The sequence below is a fragment of the Massilia sp. Se16.2.3 genome, from assembly GCF_014171595.1.
In the GTDB taxonomy this organism is placed as follows: domain Bacteria; phylum Pseudomonadota; class Gammaproteobacteria; order Burkholderiales; family Burkholderiaceae_D; genus Telluria.
Map to the genome: position 1 here is coordinate 2,864,590 of NZ_CP050451.1, position 24,798 is coordinate 2,889,387.

The 24,798-nt window shown below is 66.6% G+C and carries 22 protein-coding genes and 6 pseudogenes; 19 read left to right on the forward strand and 9 right to left on the reverse strand.

Going from position 1 to position 24,798, the window contains the following annotated elements; translation table 11 throughout:
- Positions 1-32 precede the first annotated feature (32 nt).
- Positions 33-380, forward strand: coding sequence for a hypothetical protein (locus tag G4G31_RS13105; protein ID WP_182988067.1), 348 nt, complete (start codon positions 33-35; stop codon positions 378-380).
- Positions 381-457: 77 nt separating this feature from the next.
- Here G4G31_RS13105 and G4G31_RS13110 read toward each other — a convergent pair whose 3' ends face one another.
- Both G4G31_RS13110 and G4G31_RS13115 read right to left on the reverse strand, forming a co-directional pair.
- Positions 458-1,924 (reverse strand): DEAD/DEAH box helicase, encoded by a 1,467-nt coding sequence (locus G4G31_RS13110; RefSeq protein ID WP_182988068.1) that lies wholly within the window; start codon positions 1,922-1,924, stop codon positions 458-460.
- Between the two features lie 411 nt (positions 1,925-2,335).
- Positions 2,336-3,658 (reverse strand): transglycosylase SLT domain-containing protein, encoded by a 1,323-nt coding sequence (locus G4G31_RS13115; RefSeq protein ID WP_182988069.1) that lies wholly within the window; start codon positions 3,656-3,658, stop codon positions 2,336-2,338.
- A 459-nt stretch (positions 3,659-4,117) separates the two neighbouring features.
- Between G4G31_RS13115 and G4G31_RS13120 the strand changes: the two genes are divergently transcribed.
- The 7 genes and pseudogenes from G4G31_RS13120 to G4G31_RS13140 all read left to right on the forward strand — a co-directional run bounded on the left by G4G31_RS13120 (position 4,118) and on the right by G4G31_RS13140 (position 11,246).
- Positions 4,118-4,687 (forward strand): DUF1415 domain-containing protein, encoded by a 570-nt coding sequence (locus G4G31_RS13120; RefSeq protein ID WP_182988070.1) that lies wholly within the window; start codon positions 4,118-4,120, stop codon positions 4,685-4,687.
- Positions 4,688-4,883: 196 nt separating this feature from the next.
- Positions 4,884-5,048, forward strand: a pseudogene (locus G4G31_RS26070) (DUF1289 domain-containing protein); the annotation flags it as partial.
- Between the two features lie 253 nt (positions 5,049-5,301).
- Positions 5,302-6,141, forward strand: coding sequence for a hypothetical protein (locus tag G4G31_RS28335; protein ID WP_308621440.1), 840 nt, complete (start codon positions 5,302-5,304; stop codon positions 6,139-6,141).
- Positions 6,057-7,310, forward strand: a pseudogene (locus G4G31_RS28340) (PAS domain S-box protein); the annotation flags it as partial. The gene G4G31_RS28335 and the pseudogene G4G31_RS28340, both read left to right, overlap by 85 nt.
- Before the next feature lie 103 nt (positions 7,311-7,413).
- Positions 7,414-8,463, forward strand: coding sequence for a bifunctional diguanylate cyclase/phosphodiesterase (locus G4G31_RS28345; RefSeq protein WP_308621442.1), 1,050 nt, complete (start codon positions 7,414-7,416; stop codon positions 8,461-8,463).
- Positions 8,423-10,736: pseudogene (locus G4G31_RS13135) on the forward strand (molybdopterin cofactor-binding domain-containing protein). The gene G4G31_RS28345 and the pseudogene G4G31_RS13135 overlap by 41 nt, the downstream one beginning before the upstream one ends.
- A gap of 120 nt (positions 10,737-10,856) precedes the next feature.
- Entirely contained in the window at positions 10,857-11,246 is a 390-nt protein-coding gene (locus G4G31_RS13140) for a hypothetical protein (protein WP_182988072.1), read from the forward strand.
- Between the two features lie 84 nt (positions 11,247-11,330).
- Here G4G31_RS13140 and G4G31_RS13145 read toward each other — a convergent pair whose 3' ends face one another.
- Both G4G31_RS13145 and G4G31_RS13150 read right to left on the reverse strand, forming a co-directional pair.
- Complete coding sequence (locus G4G31_RS13145) at positions 11,331-13,010, reverse strand: AMP-binding protein (protein ID WP_182988073.1); 1,680 nt, start codon at positions 13,008-13,010, stop codon at positions 11,331-11,333.
- A gap of 110 nt (positions 13,011-13,120) precedes the next feature.
- Positions 13,121-13,381, reverse strand: a complete 261-nt coding sequence (locus tag G4G31_RS13150) for a hypothetical protein (protein ID WP_182988074.1) — start codon at positions 13,379-13,381, stop codon at positions 13,121-13,123.
- Positions 13,382-13,729: 348 nt separating this feature from the next.
- On the opposite strand from G4G31_RS13150, the gene G4G31_RS13155 reads away from it, so the two are divergent.
- On the forward strand, positions 13,730-13,987 hold the full coding sequence (locus G4G31_RS13155; RefSeq protein ID WP_182988075.1) for a WGxxGxxG family protein: 258 nt from the start codon (positions 13,730-13,732) through the stop codon (positions 13,985-13,987).
- 245 nt (positions 13,988-14,232) lie between these two features.
- Here the strand turns inward: G4G31_RS13155 and G4G31_RS13160 are convergent, their stop codons facing one another.
- Positions 14,233-14,658 (reverse strand): thioredoxin family protein, encoded by a 426-nt coding sequence (locus tag G4G31_RS13160; protein WP_182988076.1) that lies wholly within the window; start codon positions 14,656-14,658, stop codon positions 14,233-14,235.
- Between the two features lie 102 nt (positions 14,659-14,760).
- Between G4G31_RS13160 and tsaB the strand changes: the two genes are divergently transcribed.
- From tsaB to G4G31_RS28365, 7 genes and pseudogenes are all read left to right on the forward strand, one after another.
- Positions 14,761-15,504, forward strand: a complete 744-nt coding sequence (tsaB, locus tag G4G31_RS13165; RefSeq protein WP_182988077.1) for a tRNA (adenosine(37)-N6)-threonylcarbamoyltransferase complex dimerization subunit type 1 TsaB — start codon at positions 14,761-14,763, stop codon at positions 15,502-15,504.
- A 32-nt stretch (positions 15,505-15,536) separates the two neighbouring features.
- Complete coding sequence (gene rimI, locus G4G31_RS13170) at positions 15,537-16,010, forward strand: ribosomal protein S18-alanine N-acetyltransferase (protein WP_182991780.1); 474 nt, start codon at positions 15,537-15,539, stop codon at positions 16,008-16,010.
- A complete protein-coding gene (locus tag G4G31_RS13175) occupies positions 16,007-16,873 on the forward strand; it encodes a uracil-DNA glycosylase (RefSeq protein ID WP_182988078.1) in 867 nt (288 codons plus the stop codon). Before rimI ends, G4G31_RS13175 begins: the two co-directional genes overlap by 4 nt.
- On the forward strand, positions 16,854-17,024 hold the full coding sequence (locus G4G31_RS28350; protein WP_308621444.1) for a hypothetical protein: 171 nt from the start codon (positions 16,854-16,856) through the stop codon (positions 17,022-17,024). Before G4G31_RS13175 ends, G4G31_RS28350 begins: the two co-directional genes overlap by 20 nt.
- A pseudogene (locus tag G4G31_RS28355) lies at positions 16,972-17,124 on the forward strand (DUF1853 domain-containing protein); the annotation flags it as partial. The gene G4G31_RS28350 and the pseudogene G4G31_RS28355, both read left to right, overlap by 53 nt.
- 98 nt (positions 17,125-17,222) lie before the next feature.
- A pseudogene (locus G4G31_RS29110) lies at positions 17,223-17,282 on the forward strand (hypothetical protein); the annotation flags it as partial.
- Complete coding sequence (locus G4G31_RS28365; protein ID WP_374011308.1) at positions 17,278-17,826, forward strand: DUF1853 family protein; 549 nt, start codon at positions 17,278-17,280, stop codon at positions 17,824-17,826. The pseudogene G4G31_RS29110 and the gene G4G31_RS28365, both read left to right, overlap by 5 nt.
- A 254-nt stretch (positions 17,827-18,080) precedes the next feature.
- On the opposite strand, the gene lplT is transcribed toward G4G31_RS28365, so the two are convergent.
- The gene (gene lplT / locus G4G31_RS13185; RefSeq protein ID WP_182988079.1) at positions 18,081-19,343 is read right to left on the reverse strand and encodes a lysophospholipid transporter LplT; all 1,263 of its coding nucleotides are present in this window, start codon (positions 19,341-19,343) and stop codon (positions 18,081-18,083) included.
- Positions 19,344-19,631: 288 nt separating this feature from the next.
- On the opposite strand from lplT, the gene alr reads away from it, so the two are divergent.
- Entirely contained in the window at positions 19,632-20,741 is a 1,110-nt protein-coding gene (gene alr / locus G4G31_RS13190) for an alanine racemase (RefSeq protein WP_182988080.1), read from the forward strand.
- Positions 20,734-22,115 (forward strand): annotated as a pseudogene (gene radA / locus G4G31_RS13195) (DNA repair protein RadA). The gene alr and the pseudogene radA overlap by 8 nt, the downstream one beginning before the upstream one ends.
- A gap of 30 nt (positions 22,116-22,145) precedes the next feature.
- Here radA and G4G31_RS13200 read toward each other — a convergent pair.
- Both G4G31_RS13200 and G4G31_RS13205 read right to left on the reverse strand, forming a co-directional pair.
- Complete coding sequence (locus tag G4G31_RS13200; RefSeq protein WP_182988081.1) at positions 22,146-22,328, reverse strand: hypothetical protein; 183 nt, start codon at positions 22,326-22,328, stop codon at positions 22,146-22,148.
- Positions 22,292-23,101: a hypothetical protein gene (locus tag G4G31_RS13205; protein ID WP_182988082.1), complete on the reverse strand. Its 810-nt coding sequence runs from the start codon at positions 23,099-23,101 to the stop codon at positions 22,292-22,294. Before G4G31_RS13205 ends, G4G31_RS13200 begins: the two co-directional genes overlap by 37 nt.
- A gap of 362 nt (positions 23,102-23,463) precedes the next feature.
- Between G4G31_RS13205 and G4G31_RS13210 the strand changes: the two genes are divergently transcribed.
- Positions 23,464-23,748 carry a PilZ domain-containing protein gene (locus tag G4G31_RS13210; RefSeq protein ID WP_229424952.1) on the forward strand — a complete coding sequence of 95 codons (285 nt, stop codon included), beginning with the start codon at positions 23,464-23,466 and terminating at the stop codon, positions 23,746-23,748.
- Between the two features lie 42 nt (positions 23,749-23,790).
- Here G4G31_RS13210 and G4G31_RS13215 read toward each other — a convergent pair whose 3' ends face one another.
- Positions 23,791-24,612: a serine protease gene (locus G4G31_RS13215; RefSeq protein ID WP_182988084.1), complete on the reverse strand. Its 822-nt coding sequence runs from the start codon at positions 24,610-24,612 to the stop codon at positions 23,791-23,793.
- Between the last annotated feature and the right edge of the window lie 186 nt (positions 24,613-24,798).

Consider the following 24,798-nt stretch of genomic DNA (forward strand, 5'->3'; position numbering starts at 1 on the left):
GCACATCACCGCGCGCGCCGTACGGCCGCACGATGCGCCGGGCTGCCGATCGTGTTGCCGCGGCAGGCGCGGACCTGGGCCGCCGCGCCATGGCCTTGCCGGCCGCGATTGCACGCATGCTGGCGCTGGTCGTCAGCCTGCTCCACGGCCTGCTCCGGACGGACTGGCTGAAGTATGTCGGCACGCCGGCAATGCAGAGCGGCCTGTTCCTGCTGATTCCGGCAGCCTGGCTCCTGATCTGGGAAAATTTTCTCGCCAGGAGGCGGGGACATGCGCAGCCAGTCGAGCGCAGGGTGGGCCCGCGGCGTGAACGGCGGGCGCCTGCTGGCCGCGGCGAGGGGCAGGGGCTGGAACAGCGTCCCGAGGAACATGCCGCATGAGCGCGCCGCGCGCGCGCGCGGCCGCGTGGACGAAAAAAACGGCTGCCGAGGCAGCCGTTTTTCATTGCGGGCAGAACTTAGTTGTCGCCGAAGCTGCGACGGGCACCGTCGGCCGAACGCGGATGGGCACCGCGGTAGCCGCCGCTACCTTCACGGCGTGGTGCGCCGGCGCTCGGGCCGGTGCGGAAACCTTCGCGCGGTGCCGCGTCGCGGCTGTAGCCGCCTTCACGCGGAGCCGAAGGCTTGCTGAAGCTGCGCTGGCCCGGCTTGGCGGCGCTGCGGCCGTCGCCCGGCTTCCAGCCGCCTGGACGGGCGCCGGTGCGTGCCGGTGCCGAACGCTTCGGCTCGAAACCTTCCACCACGTCGACCGGGATGATCTGCTTGGTGAAACGCTCGATGCGCTTGACGTTCATGCCTTCGGCGTGGTTCACCAGCGACACGGCGACGCCATTGCGGCCGGCACGGCCAGTACGGCCGATACGGTGCACGTAGTCCTCGGGGAACTTCGGCAGGTCGTAGTTCACCACGTGGGTGATGGTCGGCACGTCGATACCGCGGGCGGCAACGTCGGTCGCCACCAGCACGCGCACTTGGCCGCGGCGCATGCTGTCCAGGGTGCGGTTGCGCGCGCCCTGGTGCATGTCGCCGTGCAGCGCGGCGGCTGCGAAGCCGGCGATGTTCAGGCGGTCGGCGATGGTGTCGGCGTCACGCTTGGTGGCGGTAAACACCACGGCCTGGTCCATCGACTCGTCGCGCAGCAGGTGGTCAAGCAGGCGGTTCTTGTGCGACAGGTCGTCGACGAAGTGCACCTTCTGCACGATGTTCTCGTGGCGCTTGGTGCCGCTGGCGATCTGGATCGTCAGCGGGTCCCTGGTGATGCGGCGCGCCATGTTGCCGACGACGCCGTCGAGCGTGGCCGAGAACAGCATGGTCTGGCGGCTGGCCGGGGTGGCGGCCACGATCTTCTCGATGTCGTCGATGAAGCCCATGTCCAGCATGCGGTCGGCTTCGTCCAGGACCAGGATTTCCAGTTCCGAGAAATCGATCTTGCCCGACTCCATGTGGTCGATCAGGCGGCCCGGCGTCGCCACCAGGATTTCAGGGTTTTTCGACAGCAGTTGCATCTGCTTCGGGTAAGGCATGCCGCCCAGGATCGACACGGCGCGGATGCGGCGCATGTAGCTGCCGTATTTTTCGGTCGCGGTGGTCACTTGCAGGGCCAGTTCGCGAGTCGGGGTCAGCACCAGCATTTTCGGCTTGGCTGCGGTGAAACGGACGCGCTCGCCGCGCGAACGGGCCGACTGCGCTTCCTGCGCAGGGGTACGAGCGGGGGCCGGTGCAGGCTCGGCGCTGACCAGCTTGTGCAGGGCCGGCAGCATGAATGCCGCGGTCTTGCCCGAACCGGTTTGCGAGGAGACCAGCAGGTCGCGGCCTTCGATGGCGGCCGGCACGGCTTGTGCCTGCACCGGGGTCGGGACCGAGTAACCGGCTTCGAGGACTGCTTTGACGATCGTGGCGTGGAGGCCTAGTGCTTCAAAACTCATTGTTTTCTTTACTTTCCGTAGTGATCCGCGCTCGGTCGTGGTGACGAGCGCGAAATAGCAACGCGAACCAACAGAACGAAATGACTCAGAGATGAAAGAAATTTCGGCACAAAAGCTTTGCGCCGGGACGGTGTCAAGGATCGACACGCAGGGCGGGAGGGCTTTATGGAAGGCTACCGGACACGGTATGCCTGGCTGCGATGCTGCTTGTTAAACTGCTGTGTTTGGCTTTGCGCGCTGCTTGTCGGGCGACTGGGTGTCGCGACCTGTATTGCAACGCACAAACGACACTATACAGCACTTTGGGAAAGCGTGCAGAGTGTCGTCGATTTGATGCAGCGCAAGAATCGTGTGGGCGAATTTTGCGCTGCGTGGTTGATTGTAGCGCACCCGGCGGACCGGGTGCTTTTTTCAACGGTGCTTGCGGCGGCTGTCAGTGCCGCGGCTCACGCGCGTACCGGCTACGGCCTTGGTCTTGAAACGCTGGGTGCGGGCGCCGCTGCGCTTGTCGCCGCGGTCCGCTTCCAGTGCCATGACGGCGCCGTCGACGATGTTCTCGGCGATGTCCGAGTGCATGGTGGCCGAGGTTTTCGGCACCAGGATGGTCGAACCGGCCTTCAGGCGGGTCTGTGCCGGGATGTTGTTGGCCTGGCGAATGACTTCCGGGGTGGTGCCGAACTTCGACGCGAGCGAAGCGATGCTTTCCTTGGCGCCCGTGATCTTGTGCGTGGTCCAGGTCGACAGTGCCTGACCCCATTGCGCCAGGTTCAGGTGGAATTTCTCGGCGTTCTTTTGCGGCAGCAGGATCTTGGTGCGGTCGTCGCCGGTGATGACGGGGCGCTTGAATTGCGGGTTCAGCGCCTTGAACTCGGCCACCGACATTTCCGCCAGCTGGGCGGCAATGACCAGGTCGATGTCGCTGGTCTTGTCAATGGCCGTGAAATACGGCTGGTTTTCGATCGCCGGCAGGGAGACATTGTACTGGCCGGGGTTGGCGACGATGTTCTTGACGGCCTGGAGCTTCGGCACGTAGTTGCGCGTTTCCGCCGGCATCAGCTCGGCCAGGCTTTCGAAATCGGTTGGCTTGCCCAGCGACTGGTTCTTCTTGATCGCGCGCTGCACGTTGCCTTCGCCCCAGTTATAGGCGGCCAGGGCCAGCTGCCAGTCGCCGAACATCGTGTACAGGCGCTGCAGGTAGGTCAGGGCGGCGTCGGTCGAGGCGAGCACACCGCGGCGCTCGTCCTTGAACGTGTTCTGCTTGAGGTTGAAGTCGCGGCCCGTGCCAGGCACGAACTGCCAGATGCCGGCTGCGTCGGCGGTCGACAGCGCCTGCGGGTTGAAGGCCGATTCGATCACCGGCAGCAGGGCCAGTTCGGTCGGCATGTTGCGCTTTTCCAGTTCCTGGACGACGTGGAACAGGTACAGGGAGGCGCGGCCGGAGATGCGCGCCATGTAGTCGGGCTTGCTGCTATAGGAGCGCACGTGGCGCTCGACCAGGTTGTTGCTGATGTCGGGAATCGCATAACCGCTGCGGATGCGGCCCCAGACGTCGGTTTCCTTGTATTCGTCGACTTTCAGCTGCACGTTGCTGAAAGCGGCCGGGCCGGTGCCGAGGGCAGGGCGCGCGACGGCAGCATTCTGCATGGCGCTGACCGGAGCGGTGTCGATGGCGTGGGCCAGCGGTGCCGAGAGGAGCAGCGCCAGTGCCGTAGCGATAGAGTGTTTGCGGGTCATGTCGTACATAGCCTTCCAGTGTTGCGTCCAGGAACTGCGGACTGACGATAAGGGGGCAGTGTAAGTAGCAGCTGTCGAGCCAGTCAAGCAATTCGGGACCACGGTTACAAAATTTTTTGTCTATATTTTTTGCTAACACGCGATTCCTTTGATAACGAACGCATGGGGTATGCGGATCTGGCAAAGAATTTTACATAGGGTGCGGAGGGTAAGAAAAACGGATACCCCACCGAGTATGCCCAATATTTGGATAGAACAACATTCTACAAGGAAACAACTCAACCATTCCGCATGCTTGTTTGCTTACCAATACGGGCCGGGGATGGCAGCCGCGTTCGCCATGAAACGAACTTACGCGCCATGGATGAGTGGCCTATGAGCGCACGCAAACTGTGCGTACAATCCGGGTAACACCGCCTTGCACCTTCGCCTGCGCGGTTCACTATCTGAGAGCATCACATGAGTACCGCTAATACCAATGCCGACGACGACGCCATCGTCGCCGCCACCCGCGGCTGGCTGGAGCGGGCCGTCATCGGCCTGAACCTGTGCCCGTTTGCCAAGTCCGTCTATGTCAAGGAGCAGGTGCGCTACGTCGTCTCGCCGGCGCGCACGCCCGAGGCCCTCCTCGAGCAGCTGATGGACGAGCTGCAATTGCTCTCGGACACGCCGGCGGAGCAGGTCGACACCACCCTGCTGATCCACCCCTTCGTGCTGAACGACTTCCTCGACTACAACGAATTCCTCGATGTCGCCGATGCCGCCGTCGAGGACATGCACCTCGATGGCGAACTGCAGGTGGCCAGCTTCCACCCCGACTACCAGTTCGCCGATACCGACAAGAACGACATCGAGAACTACACCAACCGCGCGCCTTACCCGATCCTGCAACTGCTGCGCGAAGACAGCATCGAGCGCGCCGTCGAGGCCTTCCCGGATGCCGCCGACATCTTCGAGAAGAATATCGAGACCATGGAAAAGCTCGGCCACGACGGCTGGGACAAGCTCGATGTCGGCCCCGCCCGCTGACATGGGCGCGACGCCCGCCGACCCGGAGCGCACGGAGTCGCAACGTCCTGTCGGGACGACCCCGCGTCCTGTCGGGACGACCCCGCGTCCTGTCGGGACGACCCCGCGTCCTGTCGGGACGACCCCGCGTCCTGTCGGGACGACCCCGCGTCCTGTCGGGACGACCCCGCGTCCTGTCGGGACGACCCCGCGTCCCGACACCCCCTGCGTCGCGGTCTGCTCCACCACCTTCGACGAAATCTGTCGCGGCTGCGGCCGCACGGTGGCCGAAGTCTCCCAGTGGGTGGTCATGAGCGCCGAGCAGAAGGAAGCCGTCTGGGAGCGCATCCTGGCCCAGGGCTATCCCAGGCGCAACACCTGACCGTGGGCTGCCCCGGCCGGGGCGCATCGTCATTACACCTGAGCACCGTTAAGAAGCGCACCTTCGGCGGCGCGCGGCTGTGCGATGATAGCGGCGTAACCAGTGGGATCGCTCAGTCTGCGACTATCGGTTTCGCGTGCGCCGTCACCAGCGGAATTGGTGACTTTCGGCAACAAGCAGGTGCATAATCGCGGCGTCGACCTTTCCACGATTCATGCCGGCAGCCCCGGCACCACCCATTGCGGCCACTACCATGCCCCGGATTGATGTGCGCGCTTTACCGTCCAGACTGAGCAGGCTCTACGCCAGGTCGATCTATGGCGCGCTGCTCGTGGTCGTCGCCTGCGGCCTGGTGATCCCGGCGCTGCTGGCGAGCTACTTCCTGCTCGGCGTGCAGGAACGCCGCGCCACCGTCGCCGAACTCAACGACACCCTGCAGCGCAATGCCGACATCCTCTCGCTCGGCATGCAGGAGTCGCTCTGGAACATGAACACCGAAGCGGCGCGTTCGCTGGTCGACTCGGTCATGCGCGACCCTTCCGTCGTGCGCGTCCAGGTGCGCGGCACCTCCGACACCGGATTCATCGATGCGCGCGCGCCCGCGCGTCCCCTTGGCCGGGTGGTGCGGGCCAGCCGCGACGTTGTCGTCCGGGGCGAACACATCGGCCAGCTGACGATCGAAATGGACGACCTGCGCAGCGAGCAGGAACTGCACCGCAAGCAGCGCGACTACGCGCTGGTGCTGGCGGTGCAGGTGCTGGTGTCCCTGAGCCTGATCCTTACCTTCCTGCGCCGCCGCCTGCGCATGCCGCTGCGCACCCTGACCGCTTTTTCCGACCGCCTCTCGCGCGGCGACTTCGACACCCCCCCGGTACTGGAAGCGACCGGCGAACTCGGGCGGCTTGGCTACCAGATGGAGCGCATGCGGGTGGCCATCCGCGAGCTGTTCGTCGACGTCGCGCGCCGCGAGGAACAATTCCGCACCATCGTCACCCGGTGCCGGGCGCCGTGTTCCGCGCCCATCCGGGCGGCCCGATCGAGTTCGTCAGCGACGCCATCGAAGACATCTCCGGCTACCCGGCGGCAACCCTGATGCGCGGCAGCACCGAAGACTGGTCGAACCTGGTGGTGCCGGAAGACCGGCGCATCCAGCGCCAGGTCACGCGCGACGCCATCCTGTCCGGACGCAGCTACGAGATCGAATACCGCATTACCGATGCCCTCGGGCGCGAACGCTGGGTGCTCGAAAGCGGCCAGCCGCAGGGCCGGCCCGGCCAGCCCGGCTTCTGGGTCGACGGCATCATTTCCGACATCAGCGAGCGCAAGAACAATGAAATGCGCATCGAAGCGCTGCTGGCCCAGCAGGGCGCGATCCTCGACAACGTCATGTTCGGCGTCGTCTTCACGCGCGAGCGCCGCATCGTCTCGGTCAACCGCCGCTCCGAAGAACTGTTCGGCTATCCCGACGGCAGCCTGATCGGCAAGCCGGCCTCGGTGCTGTTCGTCAGCGACGACGAGCACGCCCGGGCCGAGGACAAATACTTCCCGGTGCTCGCGCGCGGCGGCGACCCCAGCCACGAACGCCAGTTCCGTCGCCAGGACGGCAGCCTGCTGTGGTGCCTGGTGAGCGGCAGTTCGATCGATCCCGGCCGCCCCGAGGCGGGCAACATCTGGGTCTTTGCCGACATCTCCGAGCGCAAGGCAGCCGAGGAAAAACTGCGCCTGTCCTCCACCGTGATCGAGCACATCGCCGACGGCGTGATGGTGGTCGACGCACATGGCACCATCGTCACCGTCAACCCTGCCTTCAGCCACATCACCGGCTACAGCAGCGCGGAAGTGGTCGGCCAGTCCTGGCTGGTCACGCGCGCCGGCCGCCACGACGGCGAGGCCCATGCCGGCATGCTGCGACAGGTGGCCGAGACCGGCTTCTGGCGCGGCGAACTGTGGAGCACGCGCAAGGACGGCGAGACCTATCTCGAGTGGCTGACCGTCTCCACGGTGCGCAACGATGCCGGCGAGGTGACGCATTATGTCGGCGTCTTCTCCGACATCACGCGCCTGAAGGAGTCGCAGGAAAAACTCGACTACCTGGCCCACCACGACCCGCTCACCAGCCTGCCGAACCGGCTGCTGTTCCAGGACCGCCTGCTGCATGCGATCGGCCGCGCCACCCGCGAACAGCAGCAGCTGGCCGTGATGTTCATCGACCTGGACCGCTTCAAGAACGTCAACGACACCCTTGGCCACCACGTCGGCGACGAGCTCCTCAAGCAGGTGGCCGCCGCCCCGGGCGAGCGCCTGCGCGACGGCGACACCCCTGGCGCGCCTGGGCGGCGACGAATTCATCGTCCTGCTCGAACACGTGGCGGGCGGCTTCGGCGCCGGCCAGGTGGCGGCCAAGATGATGGCGCTGTTCGAACAGCCCTTCACCGTGTCCGGCCACGAGCTGTTCGTCACCGGCAGCATCGGCATCAGCGTGTTCCCGGACGACGGCCAGGACCCGAACCTCCTGATCCGCAACGCCGATGTCGCCATGTACCAGGCCAAGTCGCGCGGGCGCAATGGCTACCAGTTCTATGCGCCCGAGATGGATGGCGAGGGCATCGAACGCCTGCGCATGGACGCGCTGCTGCGGCGCGCGATCGAACGCAACGAATTCTTCCTCGAATACCAGCCGCAGGTGGAAATTGCCAGTTCCCGCCTGATCGGCGTCGAGGCGCTGGTGCGCTGGCAGAATCCCGAGCTGGGTCTGGTCAGCCCGGTGCGCTTCATTCCGATGGCCGAAGATTCGGGCTTCATCAACCAGCTCGGCGAATGGGTCCTGTTCGAGGCCTGCCGCCAGATGGTACGCTGGGACGCGGCCGGGCTGGCGGTGCCGAAGATGGCGGTGAACCTGTCGGTGCGCCAGGTCGAGCGCGGGGCGATGGCGCCGCTGGTAAGCGCCGCGCTGGCGGCCACGGGCCTCGCGCCGGCGCGCCTGCAGCTGGAAGTGACGGAGTCGGTCATCATGGACAATGCCGACGCCACGGCCTTCGTGCACCAGCTGCATGCGCTGGGCGTGGGCCTGGCCATCGACGACTTCGGCACCGGCTACTCTTCGCTGGCCTACCTGAAACAGCTGCCGGTGGACGTATTGAAGATCGACCGCAGCTTCATCAAGGACATCGCGCTCGACTCCAACGACGAGGCGATCGCGATCGCCATCATCCAGCTGGGCAAGAGCATGAACCTCTCGGTGATCGCCGAGGGGGTGGAAAACGACGAGCAGGCCGCCTTCCTGCTGCGCCACGGCTGCACGCGCGCGCAGGGTTACCTGTACGGCCGGCCGCTGGCGCCAGAGGTGCTGCTGCAAGAATGGGGAACCAGGAACAATGAGAGACACGAACCCGCCCGGCACGACGCCGGCACCTAGCGCCGGCCAGCCGTCGCGCACGCGCCGGCGCTTCCTGCTCGGCGGCCTGGTGGCCGGCGGCGCCTTGCTGGTCGGCTGGGGCACGCGCCCGCCGCGCCAGCGCCTGCACACGAGCATGCCGCTGCCGGTAGCGGATGGCGCGGTGGCGCTCAATGGCTGGATCGCGATTGCGCCGGACGGCATCGTCTCGGTCGTGGTCCCGCGCAGCGAGATGGGGCAGGGCGTACACACGGCGCTGCCCATGCTGCTGGCCGAGGAGCTCGATGCCGATCTCGCCAGCGTGCGCATCGCCCCGGCGCCGATCGACAAGATCTTCGGCAACCTGGCCGTGATGCGCGAAAACCTGCCCTTCCACCCGGACGAGCGCGGCAACGTCAAGGACGGCACCCAGTGGGTGCTCGGGAAAATCGGGCGCGAGCTGGGCATCATGTTCACCGGGGCTCCACCAGCGTGAAGGACGCCTGGCAGCCGATGCGCGAAGCGGGCGCGGTGGCGCGCGCGATGCTGGTCAAGGCCGCCGCCGAAGCGTGGAAGGCACCTGTCGCCCACTGCCGCACCGAGAACGGGTTCGTCATCCACCGCGACGGGCGCCGCGCCTCGTACGCCAGCCTGGTGGGGCGCGCGGCCAAGGTCGGTGCCGGCATCGACGCGGGCGACGTCAAGCTGAAGGAGCCGCGCGAATTCCGCCTGATCGGCAAACCCCTGCCGCGCCGCGACACGCCCGGCAAGGTCGATGGCAGCGCGCGCTTCGGCATCGACGCGCGCCCGCCCGGCATGCTGTACGCGGCGCTGCGCATGGCCCCGGTCATTGGCGCACGCGTGGCCTGGTACGACGCCTCGAGCGTGCTGGCGATGCCGGGCGTCGTGCGCGTGGTGGACGTCTCTTCCTCGGTTGGCCCGTATGCCGGCGCCGGTGCCGGCGTGGCCGTGATCGCGCGCAGCTGGTGGCAGGCGAAAACCGCCGCCGCCGCGCTGACCGTGCGCTGGGACGAGGAGGGCGTGGCGAAGCTGTCCTCGCAATCGATCTTCCGGGGCTTTGCCGACGCGCTCGACAACGCATCCGGCTACGCCTATTTCGAGAGCGGCAGCCAGGACGCCGATGGCGTGGCGAAGACCGTCACGGCCGAGTACCGCGCTCCCTTCCTCGCCCACGCCGCCATGGAGCCGATCAACTGCACGGCCCAGGTCGCGAACGGCAAGGTGACATTGTGGGTGTCGACCCAGGTGCCGAGCATTGCCGTCGACGTCGCCGCCAAGGTAGCCGGCGTGGCGCGCGAGGATGTCGCCATCGAGGTGATGCTGCTCGGCGGCGGCTTCGGCCGGCGCCTCGAGGGCGACATGGTGGCGCAGGCCGTCGCCATCGCGCTGCGCACCGAAGGCCAGCCCGTGCAGCTGATCTGGACGCGCGAGGACGACACCGCCCACGACGTGTATCGTCCGGCCGCGCTGGCGCGCTTTTTACCGCGCGGCTTGGCAGCGACGGCCGCCTGCTGGCCTGGGACAACAAGTCCGCCAGCGGCGCCATCGGCCACCAGTACTTCCCGCGCAACCTGGGTCTCCCGGGCATGGGGCCGGACAAGACCACGGCCGAGGGCGAGTACGACATGCAGTACGAGATCCGCAACCAGCGCATCCGCCATGTCATCGTCGACAGCGCCGTGCCGCTCGGTTACTGGCGCTCGGTCGGCCACTCGCACAATGCCTTCTTCAAGGAGTCCTTCATGGACGAGGTGGCGCATGCGGCCGGGCAGGATCCTGTCGCCTATCGCCGGTCACTGCTGAAGGACCACCCGCGCCACCTGGCCGTGCTCGATGCGGCGGTCGCGAAAGCGGGCACTCCGGCGGCTGGGCGCGCCCATGGCGTCGCGCTGCACCAGTCCTTCGGCAGCATCGTCGCGCAGGTGGCCGAGGTCTCGGTGGAAGACAAGGAAGTCCGCGTGCACCGGGTCGTCTGCGCAATCGACTGCGGCATCGTCGTCAACCCGAACATCGTGGCCCAGCAGATGGAAGGGGCGGTGGTGTTCGGCCTGTCCGCCGCGCTGGGCGGCGAAATCACGATCAAGGATGGGCGCGTCGAGCAAAGCAATTTCGGCGACTATCCGGTGCTGCGCATCGACCGCGCACCGCTGGTCGAGACCGTGATCGTACCGAGCGCCGAGGCGCCGGAAGGCGTGGGCGAGCCGGGCGTGCCGCCGATTGCCCCGGCGGTGGCGGCGGCCGTGTTCAAGCTGACCGGGCAGCGCCTGCGCAGCCTGCCGCTGCGGCTGGCCTGAAGGGCGGGTAATGGCGGCGCCGAAGGCGCCACGCAAGCTGGCGGCGTCCGCGCGGGCGTCGTGATAGCGTGTCCCTTCGCCGTTTTCATTGACCTCATCCGTGACGACCGGGAGACCCGCATGTTCAGCATCGACGACTTCGCCAAACTGCAATTCCTGACCGGGCGCTGGCAGGGCCTGAACAAGGAAGGCAAGGAGCTCTACGAGGAATACGAGCGGCTCGACCCCGCCACCTTTCGCTCGCACAGCTATTCCAGCGCGGCTTTCATCGACCCGGCGGACGGCAGCACCATCGTTTTCAAGGATGGCGAGATCATTTCGACCTGGGGAGAGCTCAGCTGGCGCGCCACCGAGGTCAAGGACGACAGCGCCGTCTTCGAGCCGGTCAGCGCCCCGAGCCGCTTTTCCTGGCACCGCGTCGGCGAGACCGGCCTGGAAGCGCGCCAGCGCTGGACGGCCGAGGGCCGCGAGCAGGAATATACGATCCGGTTCAGCCGCGTGCTCGGGTAGGACCGCTCGCCTTTAACGTAAGCCCGCGCGTAGGGCGGACGGGAGACCCGCCTCGCCGGCCGCGTCCACCCTACGAAACCCGGATCACCCGGCCAGCCCCAGGTCCGTCGTCACCTGCTGGCGCAGCAGGTATTTCTGGATCTTGCCCGTCACCGTCATCGGGAAACTGTCGACGAAACGGATGTAGCGCGGCACCTTGTAGTGCGCGATCTGCCCCTTGCAGAAATCGCGGATCTCGTCTTCCAGCGCGCTCTCGCCGGGGCGCAGCACGATGCAGGCGCACAGTTCCTCGCCATACTTCGCGTCCGGCACGCCCACGCACTGCACGTCGAGCACCTTCGGGTGGCGGTACAGGAATTCCTCGATCTCGCGCGGATAGATGTTCTCGCCGCCGCGGATCACCATGTCCTTGGCCCGCCCGACGATCGTCGCAAAGCCCTGTTCGTCAATCACCGCCAGGTCTCCCGTATGCATCCAGCGCGCCGCGTCGATGGTCTCGCGGGTCTTCTCCTCGTCGCCCCAGTAGCCCAGCATGACGGAATAGCCGCGCGTGAGCAGCTCGCCCTTCACGCCGCGCGGCACGATGCGCCCGTCGGCGTCGACGATCTTCACTTCCAGGTGAGGGTGGACGCGGCCGATGGTCGACACCCGCAGCGGTACCGGGTCGGTGGTCGCACTCTGGAAGCTGACTGGCGAGGTCTCGGTCATGCCGTAGGCGATCGTGATCTCCGTCAGGTGCATCCGTTCGATGACCCTGCCCATCACCTCGGCCGGGCAGGGCGAGCCGGCCATGATGCCGGTGCGCAGGGTCGACAGATCGTACTGGCCGAAATCGGGATGGTCGAGAAGCGCAATGAACATCGTCGGCACCCCATGCAGGCCCGTGCAGCGCTCGGCCTGCACCGTGGCCAGTACCGACTTCGGCTCGAAGCTCTCGCCCGGGAACACCATCGTCGCGCCGTGCGTCACGCAGGCCAGGTTCCCCAGCACCATGCCGAAGCAGTGATACAGCGGCACCGGGATGCAGAGGCGGTCGCGCTGCGACAGCTTCATCGCTTCGCCGACGAAAAAGCCATTGTTCAGGATGTTGTGGTGGGTGAGCGTGGCGCCCTTGGGCGAACCGGTGGTGCCCGAGGTGAACTGGATGTTCACCGCATCGTCGAACTGCAGCGCCGCTTCAATGGTGGCCAGTTGCTGGCGCTGGGCCTGGCTCGGCTCGGCCAGCAATGCGTCGAAATTGAGCATGCCGGGCGTCCTGTCGCTGCCGAGGCGGATCAGGTGGCGCAGCTCGGGCAGGCGGGTTGAGGCCAGCTGGCCCGGTTCGCTCGCGGCCAACTCGGGAATCACGTCATTGACGATGCCGATGTAGTCGCTCGACTTGAAGCTGGGCGCCAGGATCAGCGCGCGGCAACCGACTTTCTCCAGCACGTACTCGAGTTCGGAGCGGCGGTAGGCCGGGTTGATGTTGACGAGGATGAGGCCGGCGCGCGCGGTGGCGAACTGCACCAGCACCCATTCGGCGCAGTTCTGCGACCAGATGCCGATGCGCTCGCCCGGCTGCAGGCCAAGCGCCAGCAGGCCGGCCGCCAGGCGCGTGACGCGCTCGTCGAATTCGCGGTAAGTCCAGCGCACGCCCTGGTGCGGCACCACCAGCGCCTCGTTGTCCCCATGGCGGGCGGCGATGTCGGCCAGGAAGGGGCCGATCGTCTGGCCGATGAGGGGGACGTCGTGGCCACCGTGGACATAGCTCAGGCTCTGTTGCATCGTGTCTCCTCCAGTCTTGTTGTCGTTCCTTCAAGGATAGCCTGATTGTACGGCGATTTCGCCCCGCTGATCCGAAGCCTGGCGCAGGCGCTGGAGGCAGGCGAACCATTTCAGCGCAGGTAAGCCTTCAGCACATCCGCGCCCTGGTCCATGCCGTACTGCAGGCGGTTGGCCGCGTGCGCGACGCAGGCGTCCAGGGTGCCGGTGCCTTCCACCGCGGCCTGGGCGGCAATGGCTTTCGCCGCGATGCCGAAGGCGATGATGGATTCGTCCCAGCTCAGGCCCGATGCCAGCGCATGTTCGACGATGTGCGCGGCGAGGGCGCCCAAGCGGTCGACGCGCGAGTTGTCCATGTTTCCTAGTTTTAGCATGCGGTACTCCCTTCGAATGGTCGAATGAACCGGCGCCGTAGCCGGATGCGGTGTCGGTTCGATGGTAAGCGATTCGCCCGTTCCCACTTCACACGGCTGGCTGCGCGATCGTGCACCGGCCTGCGTCTGGAAATACATTGGCATACAGCTAAGCGCCGATCGGCAGAAACTTTCAGGCGCTTCGTAAAATAGGGGTGGGCGTGTCTTATTTCCTGAAGGCTAGCGAACGCGCTATGCATATTGAATTGTCTATACTGGCTTCACGGTTGAATCCGCTTCTTGCAGAGGCTTGCAAGATAGTGGTTAGCCATTAATTAAAATCGACGTTCAATAACCCAGGAGTGAATTATGAAAAAAGTACAAGCTATTGCAGGTCGAACCATTCTCGCCGTTTCGCTGACCGCTGCCTGCGCACTGCCGCTGCATGCTCAAAATACGGCCGCCGACACTGCCACCACGGGCTCCACCACCACGACCCAGACGGTCCCGGTGCAGGAAGAAGACCATGACTACGGCTGGCTCGGCCTGCTGGGCCTGGCGGGTCTCCTCGGCCTGCGCCGCAAGCACGACGATCATCACCGCACCACCAATACCACCGCGCGTTAATTCGCGGAAAACAAATTCGGCGAATTGGTTTCAGTTTTGCGCTCGCACGCGGAAATGCAATAACTAGTTCGTCAAATTGAAAATGCCGGCACGGCCAATATGAATTTGGCGGTGCCGGCATTTGCCTTTAATGTTGCACGTGGCAGATAAACGGAAGTTGTTTTGCCGGAGCACGCCGCCAATGCATTTCCCAGGCCTCAGGTTTGCAAGCAGATGCGTTGTCGCAATAGAGCGCCGCCCGCCTCTTATTCAGCCTGTTGCAACAACTCCCTTAAATTACAATCCCGCTGCCAGCCACGCCTTTCCTCGCTCGCCTGGCTCAGGCGCGTCAGCTCTTGCGCCGACAGCTCCGCCTGCGCCTGCACCAGCCGGTCAGCCACCTGCGCGTCCGGCAGCATGGTGCCAAAGAAAGCGACTGTCTCGCCGCGCTGGACTAACAAGGTAGGGAAGTTCTCGACATCCAGGTCGCCGACGACATCGGATTCGTCCTCGACATCGATCCAAACGAAGGTCTTGTCCGGATGGCGGGCGGCCAGGCCTTCGAAGGCGGCGCGGTAGGAGCCGCAGGTGCCGCACCAGGCGGCGCAGAGGCAGGCGACGACCCAGCGGCCGGCGGCAAGGGCGTCGGCGAGCTGGTCGCGGTTGCTGGAGTCGAGGGTCAGGCTTTGCATGGGCGAATTCTACCTTGGAGAAAGGGTTTCGGCAGCAACGGGAGGTGTGGCGGCAAGCCCGCGGGCCATGGCCGGCCCTGCCGCGGCGGGTTAAAATAGCGCATGCCTATCATCCTTGCCATCGAAACTTCGTCGGAACTCGCCTCCTGCGCGCTGCATCATGGCGCCACCACCTTCTCGCGCGAATCCGACGGCGTACGCACCCATTCGCAATCCGTGCTGCCGATGGTGCAGGAACTGCTGCGCGAAGCGGGCCTGGCGCTCGCGGACGTCGACGCTGTCGCCTTTGGCGCCGGCCCCGGGTCCTTTACCGGCGTGCGTACGGCCTGCGGCGTTGCCCGGGGCCTGGCCTTTGGTGCCGACCTGCCGGTGCTGCCGCTCATCACCCCGGAGGCGATGGCCGAGGCCTGCCGTGCGCGCACCGGCGCGGGCGAGGTGCTGGCGGTGCTGGATGCGCGCATGAACGAGGTCTACTGGGCGCAATACCGCTACCCGGACGACGAAAGCGGCTGGCAGGTCGCGGCCGGTCCGACCCTGTCCAGCCCGGAAGCCGTCGCGCCGCTGCCGGCGGATGGGCCGCTCGCTGCCTGCGGCAACGGTTTCGCCGTTTATCCGCAAGCGTTTGAAGGCAAGGCCTTTGCCGCGCAGGCCGACGCCACGATCGTTCCGCATGCGCGCGAGCTGGCGCTGCTGGGCGTACGCGCCTTGGCCCGGGGCGAGGGCCTGCCCGCGGCCCAGGCCCAGCCGCTCTACCTGCGCAACAAGGTGGCTTATACCAGCGCCGAGCGCCGGGTGATCAATGCCGCGAAGGCGGCCGAGGCCGCGGCCGGCAAGGCCGCAGCATGAATGGTAGCAAGGTCACCGAGCCGGCCATCGCGATGGCGTCTGCAGCCGGTCCGGCCGCCGGCCTCGCCCTCGTGCCGATGGGGCCCGGCGACGTCGACGAAGTCCATGCGCTCGAGTGCAGCGTGTTCCCCCATCCCTGGAGCCGCGCCAACTTCGCCGATTCGCTCGACGCCGGCTACGATGCCTGGCTGCTGCGCGACGCGGAAGGCAAATTGGCCGGGTACTTCCTGCTGATGTATGCGCTCGACGAAGCCCACCTGCTCGACGTGGCGGTGGCGGGCGAGCGCCATGGCACCGGCCTGGGCCGGTATCTGCTCGAGACGCTGTGCGCGCGTGCAAGGGAAATGGGCGCTGAATCCGTGCTGCTCGAAGTGCGTCCCACCAATGAGCGCGCGCTGCATGTGTACCGGCGCTTCGGCTTCGACGAAATCGGCCGCCGCAAGGGGTATTATCCAGCCCATGAGGGCAAGCGCGAGGACGCGATCGTGATGAGGTGCAGTGTATGAAGGTAAGCGAACGCGACGAGCTGTTCCTGGCCGAGATGGGTATCGGACCCCTGTGGCGCCTGCGCCGGCAGCCGGAGCCCGATGCGGTGGACGAGCCGCCCGCGCAGGAGGCGGCGCCCGCCACGGCGCCCGCGCCGGCCTGGGAGCCCGGTGTCATCCCGCCGCCGCCACGCGATCCGGCCTGGGGAGAGGTTCCCATGACCTCCGCACCCGCACCGGCACCGTGGGTACCGCCCGCGCCGCCCGTCGTGGAGGAAGAACCGGGCGACAGCGATGAGGCCATCGCCGCCATGGACTGGGTTGAGCTCCACGCGGCGATCAAGCGCTGCAAGCGCTGCGGCTCCTGCGAAGGCCGCGAGCCCGTGTATGGCGCCGGTGCGCAAACGGCGCGCTGGTTCGTCGCCGCCGGCGCCTCCACCGCCGCCGACGAAAAGGCGGGCCAGCCGCTGGCGGGCGACGCCGGCAAACTCCTCGACAATATGCTGGGCGCCGTTGGCCTCACGCGCGAGCGCGACGTGTATGTCACCAACCTGGTCAAATGCCGTCCGGCCAGTGCCAACGGCGGCGACCGCGCGCCCACGGCGGACGAAGCGCGCGCCTGCCGGCCTTTCCTTGAGCGCGAACTTGCCTTGACGGGCGCGGGCACGGTGCTGACCCCGGGCCAGATCGCCGCGAATGGCCTGCTCGGCAAGCCCCTGCAGGAACCGCTGGCGGGCAGCCGCGGCAGCAATCACGCCTTCGGCGGGGCCGACCTCGTGGCCACACTGCACCCGGGCGAACTGCTGCGCCGCGGCGCCGACAAGGCCCTGGCCTGGGCGGACCTGTGCCGGGCGCGAGCTGCCCATGCGCGACGCGGCCGCTAGCTACCAGGAAGGTTTTCACCGCCGCTGGTCCCACCTGCGGCGCGCGCGGGTGCGCGCCCTGGCCTGGCTGCTCGATTCTCCCGACCTGCTCGATGCCGATGCGCCGCACTGGCAGGGGCCGCATCGCGACCACCGGCCCGGTGACGCCTGAGGTCGATGCCCGGCTGCGCGCGCTCGATCACGACCCGGCCGAACTCGATGCCGCGCTCGGGCCCCGCGTCTACACGCGCCTCGACCTGTACGCCGAAAAGCTGATGGCCTTCTACTTCCAGCAGCAGGGCAGGCTGCTGGCGCACGGCCTGCAGATCCGCGCGCCAGCCGCAACGACACCGTCGGCGAGTTCGACTTCCTGCTCGATGCCGGACCGGATGGCGCCGAGCACATCGAGTTCGCCACCAAGTTCTATCTGCTGCAGGGCGAGGCCGGCGACCGTTTCGATGCGCTGGTCGGCCCGAACCTGGCCGACAGCCTGGGCGCGAAGATGCGCAAGATTTTTTGAGCGCCAGCTGGAGCTGGGCGCGCATCCGGCGGCGCAGGCGCTGTTGCCGCGGCCGGTGGTACGTGCTCGCGCACTCGTGAAAGGCTGGCTGTTTTATCCGGCCGGCAGCTGGCCGGCGATGAGCGGCGTCACCGCCGGCCACTGCCGCGGCTTCTGGTGCGCGCTCGAGGAGCTCGACACACTCGGCGCCGATGCCTTTCTCGTCCTGCCGAAGCTGCAATGGCTGGCGCCGTTTCGTGCGGCGCAGGCGGATGCGATACTGAACCGCGCCCAGCTGCATGCGGAGCTGGAGGCGCGGTTCGAGAGCTCGCCGTCGCCCGTGCTGGTAGCAAGCGTGCGCGCAGAGCCGGGATGCGTGGAAGAGGTCGAGCGCGGTTTCATCGTGCCGAACGACTGGCGCGCGCGTGCCGAGGCGCGGCGCGCGCAGGATACGACGCGAAATATTGTTTGGTAAAATTGCAATAATTGCAAATATCGTTTGCCACCGTAGGGTGGCCCCCGTGCCCACGCGTTACGACCCTAACCAAAGCCGCATGCCGCAACGACCCGCTCCGCGGCATATCCACCCCTTGGCTCGTGGATCAAGTGACCGGGTTTTGGGCCGGCGAGCGACACCTCACCGCACCTAGCCGTTTGCATACGTCCGTACCGCGTGCGCACGGGGTGCCTCGGCGGCCCCGCGCACCCTACGGGTGGCATACCCGCGGCTCAGTGCTTGTGTTCCCCAATCAGCGCCAGCGAATCGTGCTGCTTCTGGTTGCGCAGGTGCAGGCGCAGGATGAGGGTGGTGACGCCGGCGATCGACAGGCCGAACAGGACGATGATCACGTCCAGGTTCAGGTTCAGCGTGATCATGATCGCGTACAGGGCGAGCATGGTCAGGATCGACAGGTTTTCGTTGAAGTTCTGTACCGCGATCGAATGCCCGGCGCTCATCAGGACGTGGCCGCGGTGCTGCAGCAGCGCGTTCATCGGCACCACGAAGAACCCAGACAGGAAGCCGATCAGGGCCAGCAGCGGGTAGGCGATGATCACGTCATGGACGAACACCATGATCGTCACGACCAGGCCCATGAAGATGCCCATCGGGATGACCGTCAGCGACTTTTTCAGGGGCACGACGTGGGCGGCCAGCGCCGCACCGATCGCCACGCCGATCGCGACCACGCCGATCAGGCTGGTCGCCTTGTCGAGCGGCATGTGCAGGGAGCGCTCGGCCCATTTCAGCACGATCAGCTGCAGGGTCGCGCCAGCGCCCCAGAACAGGGTCGTCACGGCCAGCGAAATCTGGCCCAGCTTGTCCTTCCACAGCGTCGCCGAGCAGTTGGCGAAGTCGCCAATCAGCTTCATCGGATTGCGTTCCTGGTGCTCGTAGCGGGCGCCGGTGTCGGGAATGCGCAGGTTGAACAGGGTGGCCAGCAGGTAGATCCCGGCGACAACCGCCATCGCCGCTTCGCTGATGCTGTCCACGCCGGTGTCGATGAGGGGGAAGTCGAAGCCGAGCAGCAGGCTTGACCCCTGTTCGCTCACCAGCGCGCCGCCCATCACGGTGCCGAAGATGATCGACATCACGGTCAGGCCTTCGATCCAGCCGTTGGCGGCGACGAGTTTTTCCGGCGGCAGCAGTTCGGTCAGGATGCCGTACTTCGCCGGCGAATACACGGCGGCGCCGAAGCCGACGACGGCATAGGCCACCAGCGGGTGCACGGTCAGGAACATCAGGGCGCAACCGAAGATCTTGATCAGGTTGGCGATGAACATGACGCGGCCTTTCGGCAGCGAATCGGCAAAGGCGCCGACGAATGCGGCCAGCAGCACGTAGAACAGCACGAATGACAGCTTCAGGAGCGGCGTCAGCGAAGCCGGGGCGCTCATCCTCACCAGCACGTCAATGGCTACGAACAGCAGCGCATTGTCTGCCAGCGACGAGAAAAACTGCGCCGCCATGATGGTGTAGAAACCACGATTCATTCGATAGGTCGGAAAACAAGTGTGGGTTGCTTTATACCATGAAAGGGTCGCCCGCCCAAAGAAGCGGAACCTCGCCGCCCCCGGACGGACGCCCGGCGGACCACGCCAATCGTGGCCAGTAGCGGGGGCATGCGAACGCGCGCACCGGGGAATGCTGGCCATATCGGCCATCGGGGGGCGGCGCGCGGCGCCAGCGCAAGGAAAGGCCCCGCTTGGTAAAATAGAGCCTTTCGCCTAATCGCGTTTTTCCTCCCTTTCGTCTTCGTCCTTCGTCTTCATCTATCGCCCATGCCACGCCCGCTCAGCGCCACCATCCATCTCGATTCGATGCAGCATAACCTCGCCCGCGCCCGCGCCTGCGCGCCCGACGCCAAGGCCTGGGCCGTCGTCAAGGCCAACGCCTACGGCCACGGCCTGGAACGGGGCATGAAGGGCTTCGTGCTGGCCGACGGCCTGGCCCTGATCGAGACCGAAAACGCGCTGCGCCTGCGCGAACTCGGCTGGATCAAGCCGATCCTGCTGCTCGAGGGGATCTTCGACGCCAGCGACGTCTCGCTGCTGGCCGAGCACAATATCAACAGCACCGTGCATTGCATCGAGCAGATCAAGATGCTGGAATATACCCAGCTCTACCGCCCGATCGACGTCCACCTGAAGATGAACACCGGCATGAACCGGCTCGGCTTCAGGCCCGAGGACTATGCCGCCGCCTACAAGCGCCTGCGCGCCATCCCGGGCATCCGCCACATCACCCTGATGACCCATTTTGCCAATGCCGACGAACTGGAACACCCGCGCCTGGCCATTGCCGAACAGGTGCGCCGCTTCCAGCAGGGCGCGCAGGGGCTGGACGGCGAGCGCAGCCTGTCGAATTCCGGCGGCGTGCTGCACCAGGCCGAGCTGCAGGCGGAACTGCACAACGACTGGGTGCGCCCCGGCGTCATGCTGTATGGCGGCACCCCGGGCGGCGGACGCACCGCGCATGATTACGGCCTGCGCCCGACCATGACGCTGTCCTCGGAAATCATCGCGATCCAGAACCTGGTTGCCGGCGACACCGTCGGCTATGGCAGCCGCTTCGAGGCAAGCAAGCCGATGCAGGTGGGCGTGGTGGCCTGCGGCTATGCCGACGGCTACCCGCGCCATGCGCCGCACGGCACGCCCGTCATCGTCGACGGCGTGCGCACCTCGGTGGTCGGGCGCGTGTCGATGGACATGATGACGGTGGACCTGACGCCCGTGCGCAACGCGCGCGTGGGCAGCAAGGTGACCCTCTGGGGCGATGGCCTGCCGATCGACGAGGTGGCAAGTGCCGCCGGCACCATCGGCTATGAATTGATGTGCGCGCTCGCGCCGCGGGTGCGCGTCCTGGAAGGAAGGTTGGGAACGAATGGCTAAGGCAAAGACCCAGTTCGTCTGCAGCGAGTGCGGCAGCGTGTCCAGCCGCTGGACCGGCCAGTGCGCCGACTGCAAGGCCTGGAACACGATGGTCGAGCAAACGGTCGAAACGGCCGGCGTGAACCGCATGTCGCAGACCGTGAACCACAAGGCGCTGGCACAGACGGCGCCGGTGCTGTCGCTCGCCGACATCGAGGCCGTCGACGTGCCGCGCTTCGGCACCGGCATCGAGGAATTCGACCGCGTACTGGGCGGCGGCCTGGTGGCCGGCGGCGTCGTGCTGATCGGCGGCGACCCCGGCATCGGCAAGTCGACCCTGCTGCTGCAGGCCCTGGCCAACCTGGCCGCCACACGCAGCACTTTATATGTGAGCGGCGAGGAATCCGGTGCCCAGATCGCGCTGCGTGCGCGCCGTCTGCAGGTGGAAGCGAAAGACCTGAAGCTGCAAGCCGAAATCCAGCTCGAGAAAATCCTGGGGACCCTGGCGGACCTGAAGCCCGAAGTGGCCGTCATCGACTCGATCCAGACCCTGTATTCGGACGCGCTGACGGCCGCCCCGGGTTCGGTGTCGCAGGTGCGCGAATGCGCGGCGCAACTGACGCGCGTGGCCAAGCAGACGGGCGTGACGATCATCCTGGTCGGCCACGTGACGAAGGAGGGCGCACTGGCCGGCCCGCGCGTGCTCGAGCACATCGTCGACACGGTGCTGTACTTCGAGGGCGATACCCAGTCGAGCTTCCGCCTGGTGCGGGCGATCAAGAACCGCTTCGGCGCGGTGAATGAACTGGGCGTGTTCGCCATGACGGAGAAGGGCTTGAAGGGCGTGTCGAACCCGTCCGCCCTGTTCCTGTCGCAGCACGACAACCAGGTGCCCGGCTCCTGCGTGATGGTCACGCAGGAGGGTACGCGCCCGCTGCTGGTGGAGATCCAGGCGCTGGTCGACGCCAGCCACCTGCCCAATGCCCGCCGCCTGTCGGTGGGCCTGGAGCAGAACCGCCTCGCCATGCTGCTGGCCGTGCTGCACCGCCACGCGGGCATCGCCGCTTTCGACCAGGACGTCTTCATCAACGCGGTGGGCGGCGTGAAAATCGCCGAACCGGCGGCCGACCTGGCGGTGCTATTGGCGATCAACTCCTCGATGCGCAACAAGCCGCTCCCCGCGCGGGCTGGTCGTGTTCGGCGAAGTCGGCCTGGCCGGCGAGATCCGTCCCGCCCCGCGCGGCCAGGGAGCGCCTGAAGGAAGCGGCGAAACTGGGTTTCTCGATCGCGCTCGTCCCGAAAGGGAATGCGCCGAAGGGCAAGATCGAAGGCATGACCATCATCGCGGTCGAACGGATCGACCAGGCCTTCACCAAGCTGCGCGAACTCGATTGAAGCCGGCCGGCGCCAGCAGGCGCTGGCGGGCTACAGCTTGGTGAACGGCCCCGGCATGCGCGGCACGGCCTCGCCCTGCGCCTGGGTCAGCACACCATGCTGGAACAGGGCATCGGCATCGGGATACCACATGTTTTCGGGCGCCGTCTGGTTGATCCGGTAGATGAAGGCCTCGGTCATGCCCAGCTTGCCGTAGGCCTTGCGCACCGCCACCGCGGCGGCCTTGCGGTCGCCTGGGCCGAAACTGTGAAAGCCCGGTGGGCGCCCTCGCGCGCGCTGCGCACTTTGCCGGCCAGGTACGCCAGCGTGCAGGCCGAGCTGCATTCGGTCTCCACGTGCGTGTTCAGGCCGCGCGCCGCGATCAGCCTGCCCAGCTTTTGCCCCTCGTAGGTCCAGCCGCCATTGGAAGCGAGCATCAGCGTCGTCACCACGGGCGCACGCGCCAGCGCTGCTTCGAGCTGGGCGGCAATGCCGTCGTTGATCCCGCCGTGCAGGCTCAGGGTCCTGCCATCAGTCGACAGGAAGAAGGAGGGCGCCGGCCCGGGCTGCTGGCCGCCCGTCTGGCTCCAGTGGTCGCGCAGGTTGCGCAGCGATTCGGGAACGCTGAACAGCTGGAACACGAGGCCGAGGACGACCGCGACCCTGGCCGCCGCCGCCCAGCCGCTCGAGCCGCCGCGCGCCGCATGCTTGCCGGCCGAGACCCAGGCGCCGCGCGCCATGAAGGCCCAGAACGGATACCAGAGCAGGATGACGAGGACGGCCGCCGCCGAGCTGTAGCGCGCCGGGGCGTCTTCCATCACCGTGTCGAGCAGGACGGAGCTACCCGTCTCGAAGATCTTGTTGCCGAAGTAGAGGTGCAGCCAGTAGGTGCGCGGCAGGGAATAGTCGCCCGCCAGGTGCTTGCGCAGGAAGCCGAGCGGACCCGGGTGCTGGCTGGCACCGGCGAGATCGCGGCGGCCGAAGTCGGGAACGGACCAGGCGGTCATGGAGACTCGCTCGAGGAGGCTTGGGCGGCGCGGTGGCCAGGATGGGGGACCAGGGAGTTCATCGTGGGTCATTTCATTCGACGGCGGGCAGGCGGCAGGGGCGGTATCAGGGCGCATCAAGCTGCCCCGCGCTGCGGTGAGCCACACCGGCCAGGCATCTGAAATTGCACTGTGGAAACATGGATTCTAGGTTGATTCCATGCAAGGTGCAATCATCAGGAAGGGCTTGTAGGTTTTATGCCACCGTTCAGATAACAGACCATGTCCTGCCGGCATCATCGTTCTTGCATATAATTGCGCCTCCTCTTACACATGGGTTGGGAAACGTGCAAACAGATCAGCGGCAGTCAGCGCGCAAGGTAATGAAGACCCGTGCCATGGTGGCGGCCGAGGGAGCGGCGCCCGTCATGGGGCGCACCAGCGACCTCAATGAGGGTGGGGTGAGCATCAGCCTGCCGGGGCCGATGGCGGCCGGCCAGACGGCGCAGGTACGCTTCGACCTGCTGGTCGAGGGTCAGCTCGTGCCGATCAATACCCGCGCGCGGGTGCAGTACTGCATCCTCAGCGGCGGCGATTTCAAGATCGGCTTCCAGTTCGTCAACCTGGACATGGGCGCGACGACGGCGCTGTCGCGCTTCCTGCGTTAGGGCCGAGCGAATTCCCGTTGCAGCGCGCCGTGGGCTGCGGGTCTACCTGCAGTTATCCGGCGTCCTGGCGCAGGAAGCATTGAAGAGGTCGACCCAGCGGCCATCGGGTTCCGGCGAGCTTTGCGCCTGGACCTTGAACGGGCCCGGCGCATAGAAGCGCGATACCACGCCCACCACCCGGTTCGAGCCGTTGTTGGCGCCGGCGCCACCGCCCGCCTGCAGGACCTGGAAGTTCTGGATCCAGGGCGCGCCATCGAAGCCGTCTTTCCCATCCGAGCCGGACACCACATTGTTCTCGACGGTCGCGCCGACGTCGGCACTCGTGATCTGCTGCATTTTCTGGCCGCCGTCGAGATTGCCCGCGTAGCCGAGCTTGGTCGTATGGTTCAGGTTCAGGCTGAGGGTCTGCCAGCCGAGCCAGCCGGTCACGTCGCCGAGCGCGCGGACCGCGCCGCCAAGGGCCTGGTCGCCGAATTCGATCATCGCGTAGTCCGCCGGGTTCGGCAGGTAGCCGTTGCTGGTGGCCCAGGTGGCCGTCACGATCGCGGCGCGCCAGCGCCAGGTGAGCAGGGGCGCATTCCCGTCGCGGAAGGCGGGCACGAACAGCCAGTCCCGATAGAAGCCGGCGGCGGTGCCGCTGTGCACGCAGTGCCCGGCGGTGACGACGATGCGGCGCTGGATCACCGAGGCCGAGCAGAAGCGCGGCGTGCCATTGACGGTGAAGAAGAGCTTGCCCGCGGTGATGTAGGGCCAGGCGCGGTCGGCGGGTAGGGCGCGCTGATGCCCGCGAAGATCGGGAACACCCGGCTGCTGGTGTAGGGCGCGGTACCGTCGTTGCCCGGAGGCCTGGGGCGAGACGAGCATGCGCTCTTGCGCCGGCTCGGGTGTGAACAGCCGGCGCAGCGGCAGCCGCAGCTTGAGCGCGGGCGGCCTGGCGTCGCTCCCTTGCGGCTGGGCTGCGACGCGAGGGACAACAGGGCAAACACGGGTGCTGCAAGCAAATGCTTCTTCATGGCGAGCTCCACGGAAGTGAGCGCTCAGCTTGGTACG

What these genes read in the sequence shown, in the direction of transcription:
- G4G31_RS28335 (WP_308621440.1), top strand. Translation starts at nt 5,302, where the DNA reads ATGCCCCGGATTGATGTGCGCGCTTTACCGTCCAGACTGAGCAGGCTC.
- G4G31_RS13115 (WP_182988069.1), bottom strand. Translation starts at nt 3,658, where the DNA reads ATGACCCGCAAACACTCTATCGCTACGGCACTGGCGCTGCTCCTCTCG.
- tsaB (WP_182988077.1), top strand. Translation starts at nt 14,761, where the DNA reads ATGCCTATCATCCTTGCCATCGAAACTTCGTCGGAACTCGCCTCCTGC.
- rimI (WP_182991780.1), top strand. Translation starts at nt 15,537, where the DNA reads ATGGCGTCTGCAGCCGGTCCGGCCGCCGGCCTCGCCCTCGTGCCGATG.
- G4G31_RS13175 (WP_182988078.1), top strand. Translation starts at nt 16,007, where the DNA reads ATGAAGGTAAGCGAACGCGACGAGCTGTTCCTGGCCGAGATGGGTATC.
- G4G31_RS13215 (WP_182988084.1), bottom strand. Translation starts at nt 24,612, where the DNA reads ATGCTCGTCTCGCCCCAGGCCTCCGGGCAACGACGGTACCGCGCCCTA.
- G4G31_RS13145 (WP_182988073.1), bottom strand. Translation starts at nt 13,010, where the DNA reads ATGCAACAGAGCCTGAGCTATGTCCACGGTGGCCACGACGTCCCCCTC.
- G4G31_RS13140 (WP_182988072.1), top strand. Translation starts at nt 10,857, where the DNA reads ATGTTCAGCATCGACGACTTCGCCAAACTGCAATTCCTGACCGGGCGC.
- G4G31_RS13155 (WP_182988075.1), top strand. Translation starts at nt 13,730, where the DNA reads ATGAAAAAAGTACAAGCTATTGCAGGTCGAACCATTCTCGCCGTTTCG.
- G4G31_RS13205 (WP_182988082.1), bottom strand. Translation starts at nt 23,101, where the DNA reads ATGACCGCCTGGTCCGTTCCCGACTTCGGCCGCCGCGATCTCGCCGGT.
- G4G31_RS13210 (WP_229424952.1), top strand. Translation starts at nt 23,464, where the DNA reads ATGAAGACCCGTGCCATGGTGGCGGCCGAGGGAGCGGCGCCCGTCATG.
- G4G31_RS13150 (WP_182988074.1), bottom strand. Translation starts at nt 13,381, where the DNA reads ATGCTAAAACTAGGAAACATGGACAACTCGCGCGTCGACCGCTTGGGC.
- G4G31_RS13120 (WP_182988070.1), top strand. Translation starts at nt 4,118, where the DNA reads ATGAGTACCGCTAATACCAATGCCGACGACGACGCCATCGTCGCCGCC.
- G4G31_RS13110 (WP_182988068.1), bottom strand. Translation starts at nt 1,924, where the DNA reads ATGAGTTTTGAAGCACTAGGCCTCCACGCCACGATCGTCAAAGCAGTC.
- alr (WP_182988080.1), top strand. Translation starts at nt 19,632, where the DNA reads ATGCCACGCCCGCTCAGCGCCACCATCCATCTCGATTCGATGCAGCAT.
- G4G31_RS28350 (WP_308621444.1), top strand. Translation starts at nt 16,854, where the DNA reads ATGCGCGACGCGGCCGCTAGCTACCAGGAAGGTTTTCACCGCCGCTGG.
- lplT (WP_182988079.1), bottom strand. Translation starts at nt 19,343, where the DNA reads ATGAATCGTGGTTTCTACACCATCATGGCGGCGCAGTTTTTCTCGTCG.
- G4G31_RS13105 (WP_182988067.1), top strand. Translation starts at nt 33, where the DNA reads ATGCGCCGGGCTGCCGATCGTGTTGCCGCGGCAGGCGCGGACCTGGGC.
- G4G31_RS13160 (WP_182988076.1), bottom strand. Translation starts at nt 14,658, where the DNA reads ATGCAAAGCCTGACCCTCGACTCCAGCAACCGCGACCAGCTCGCCGAC.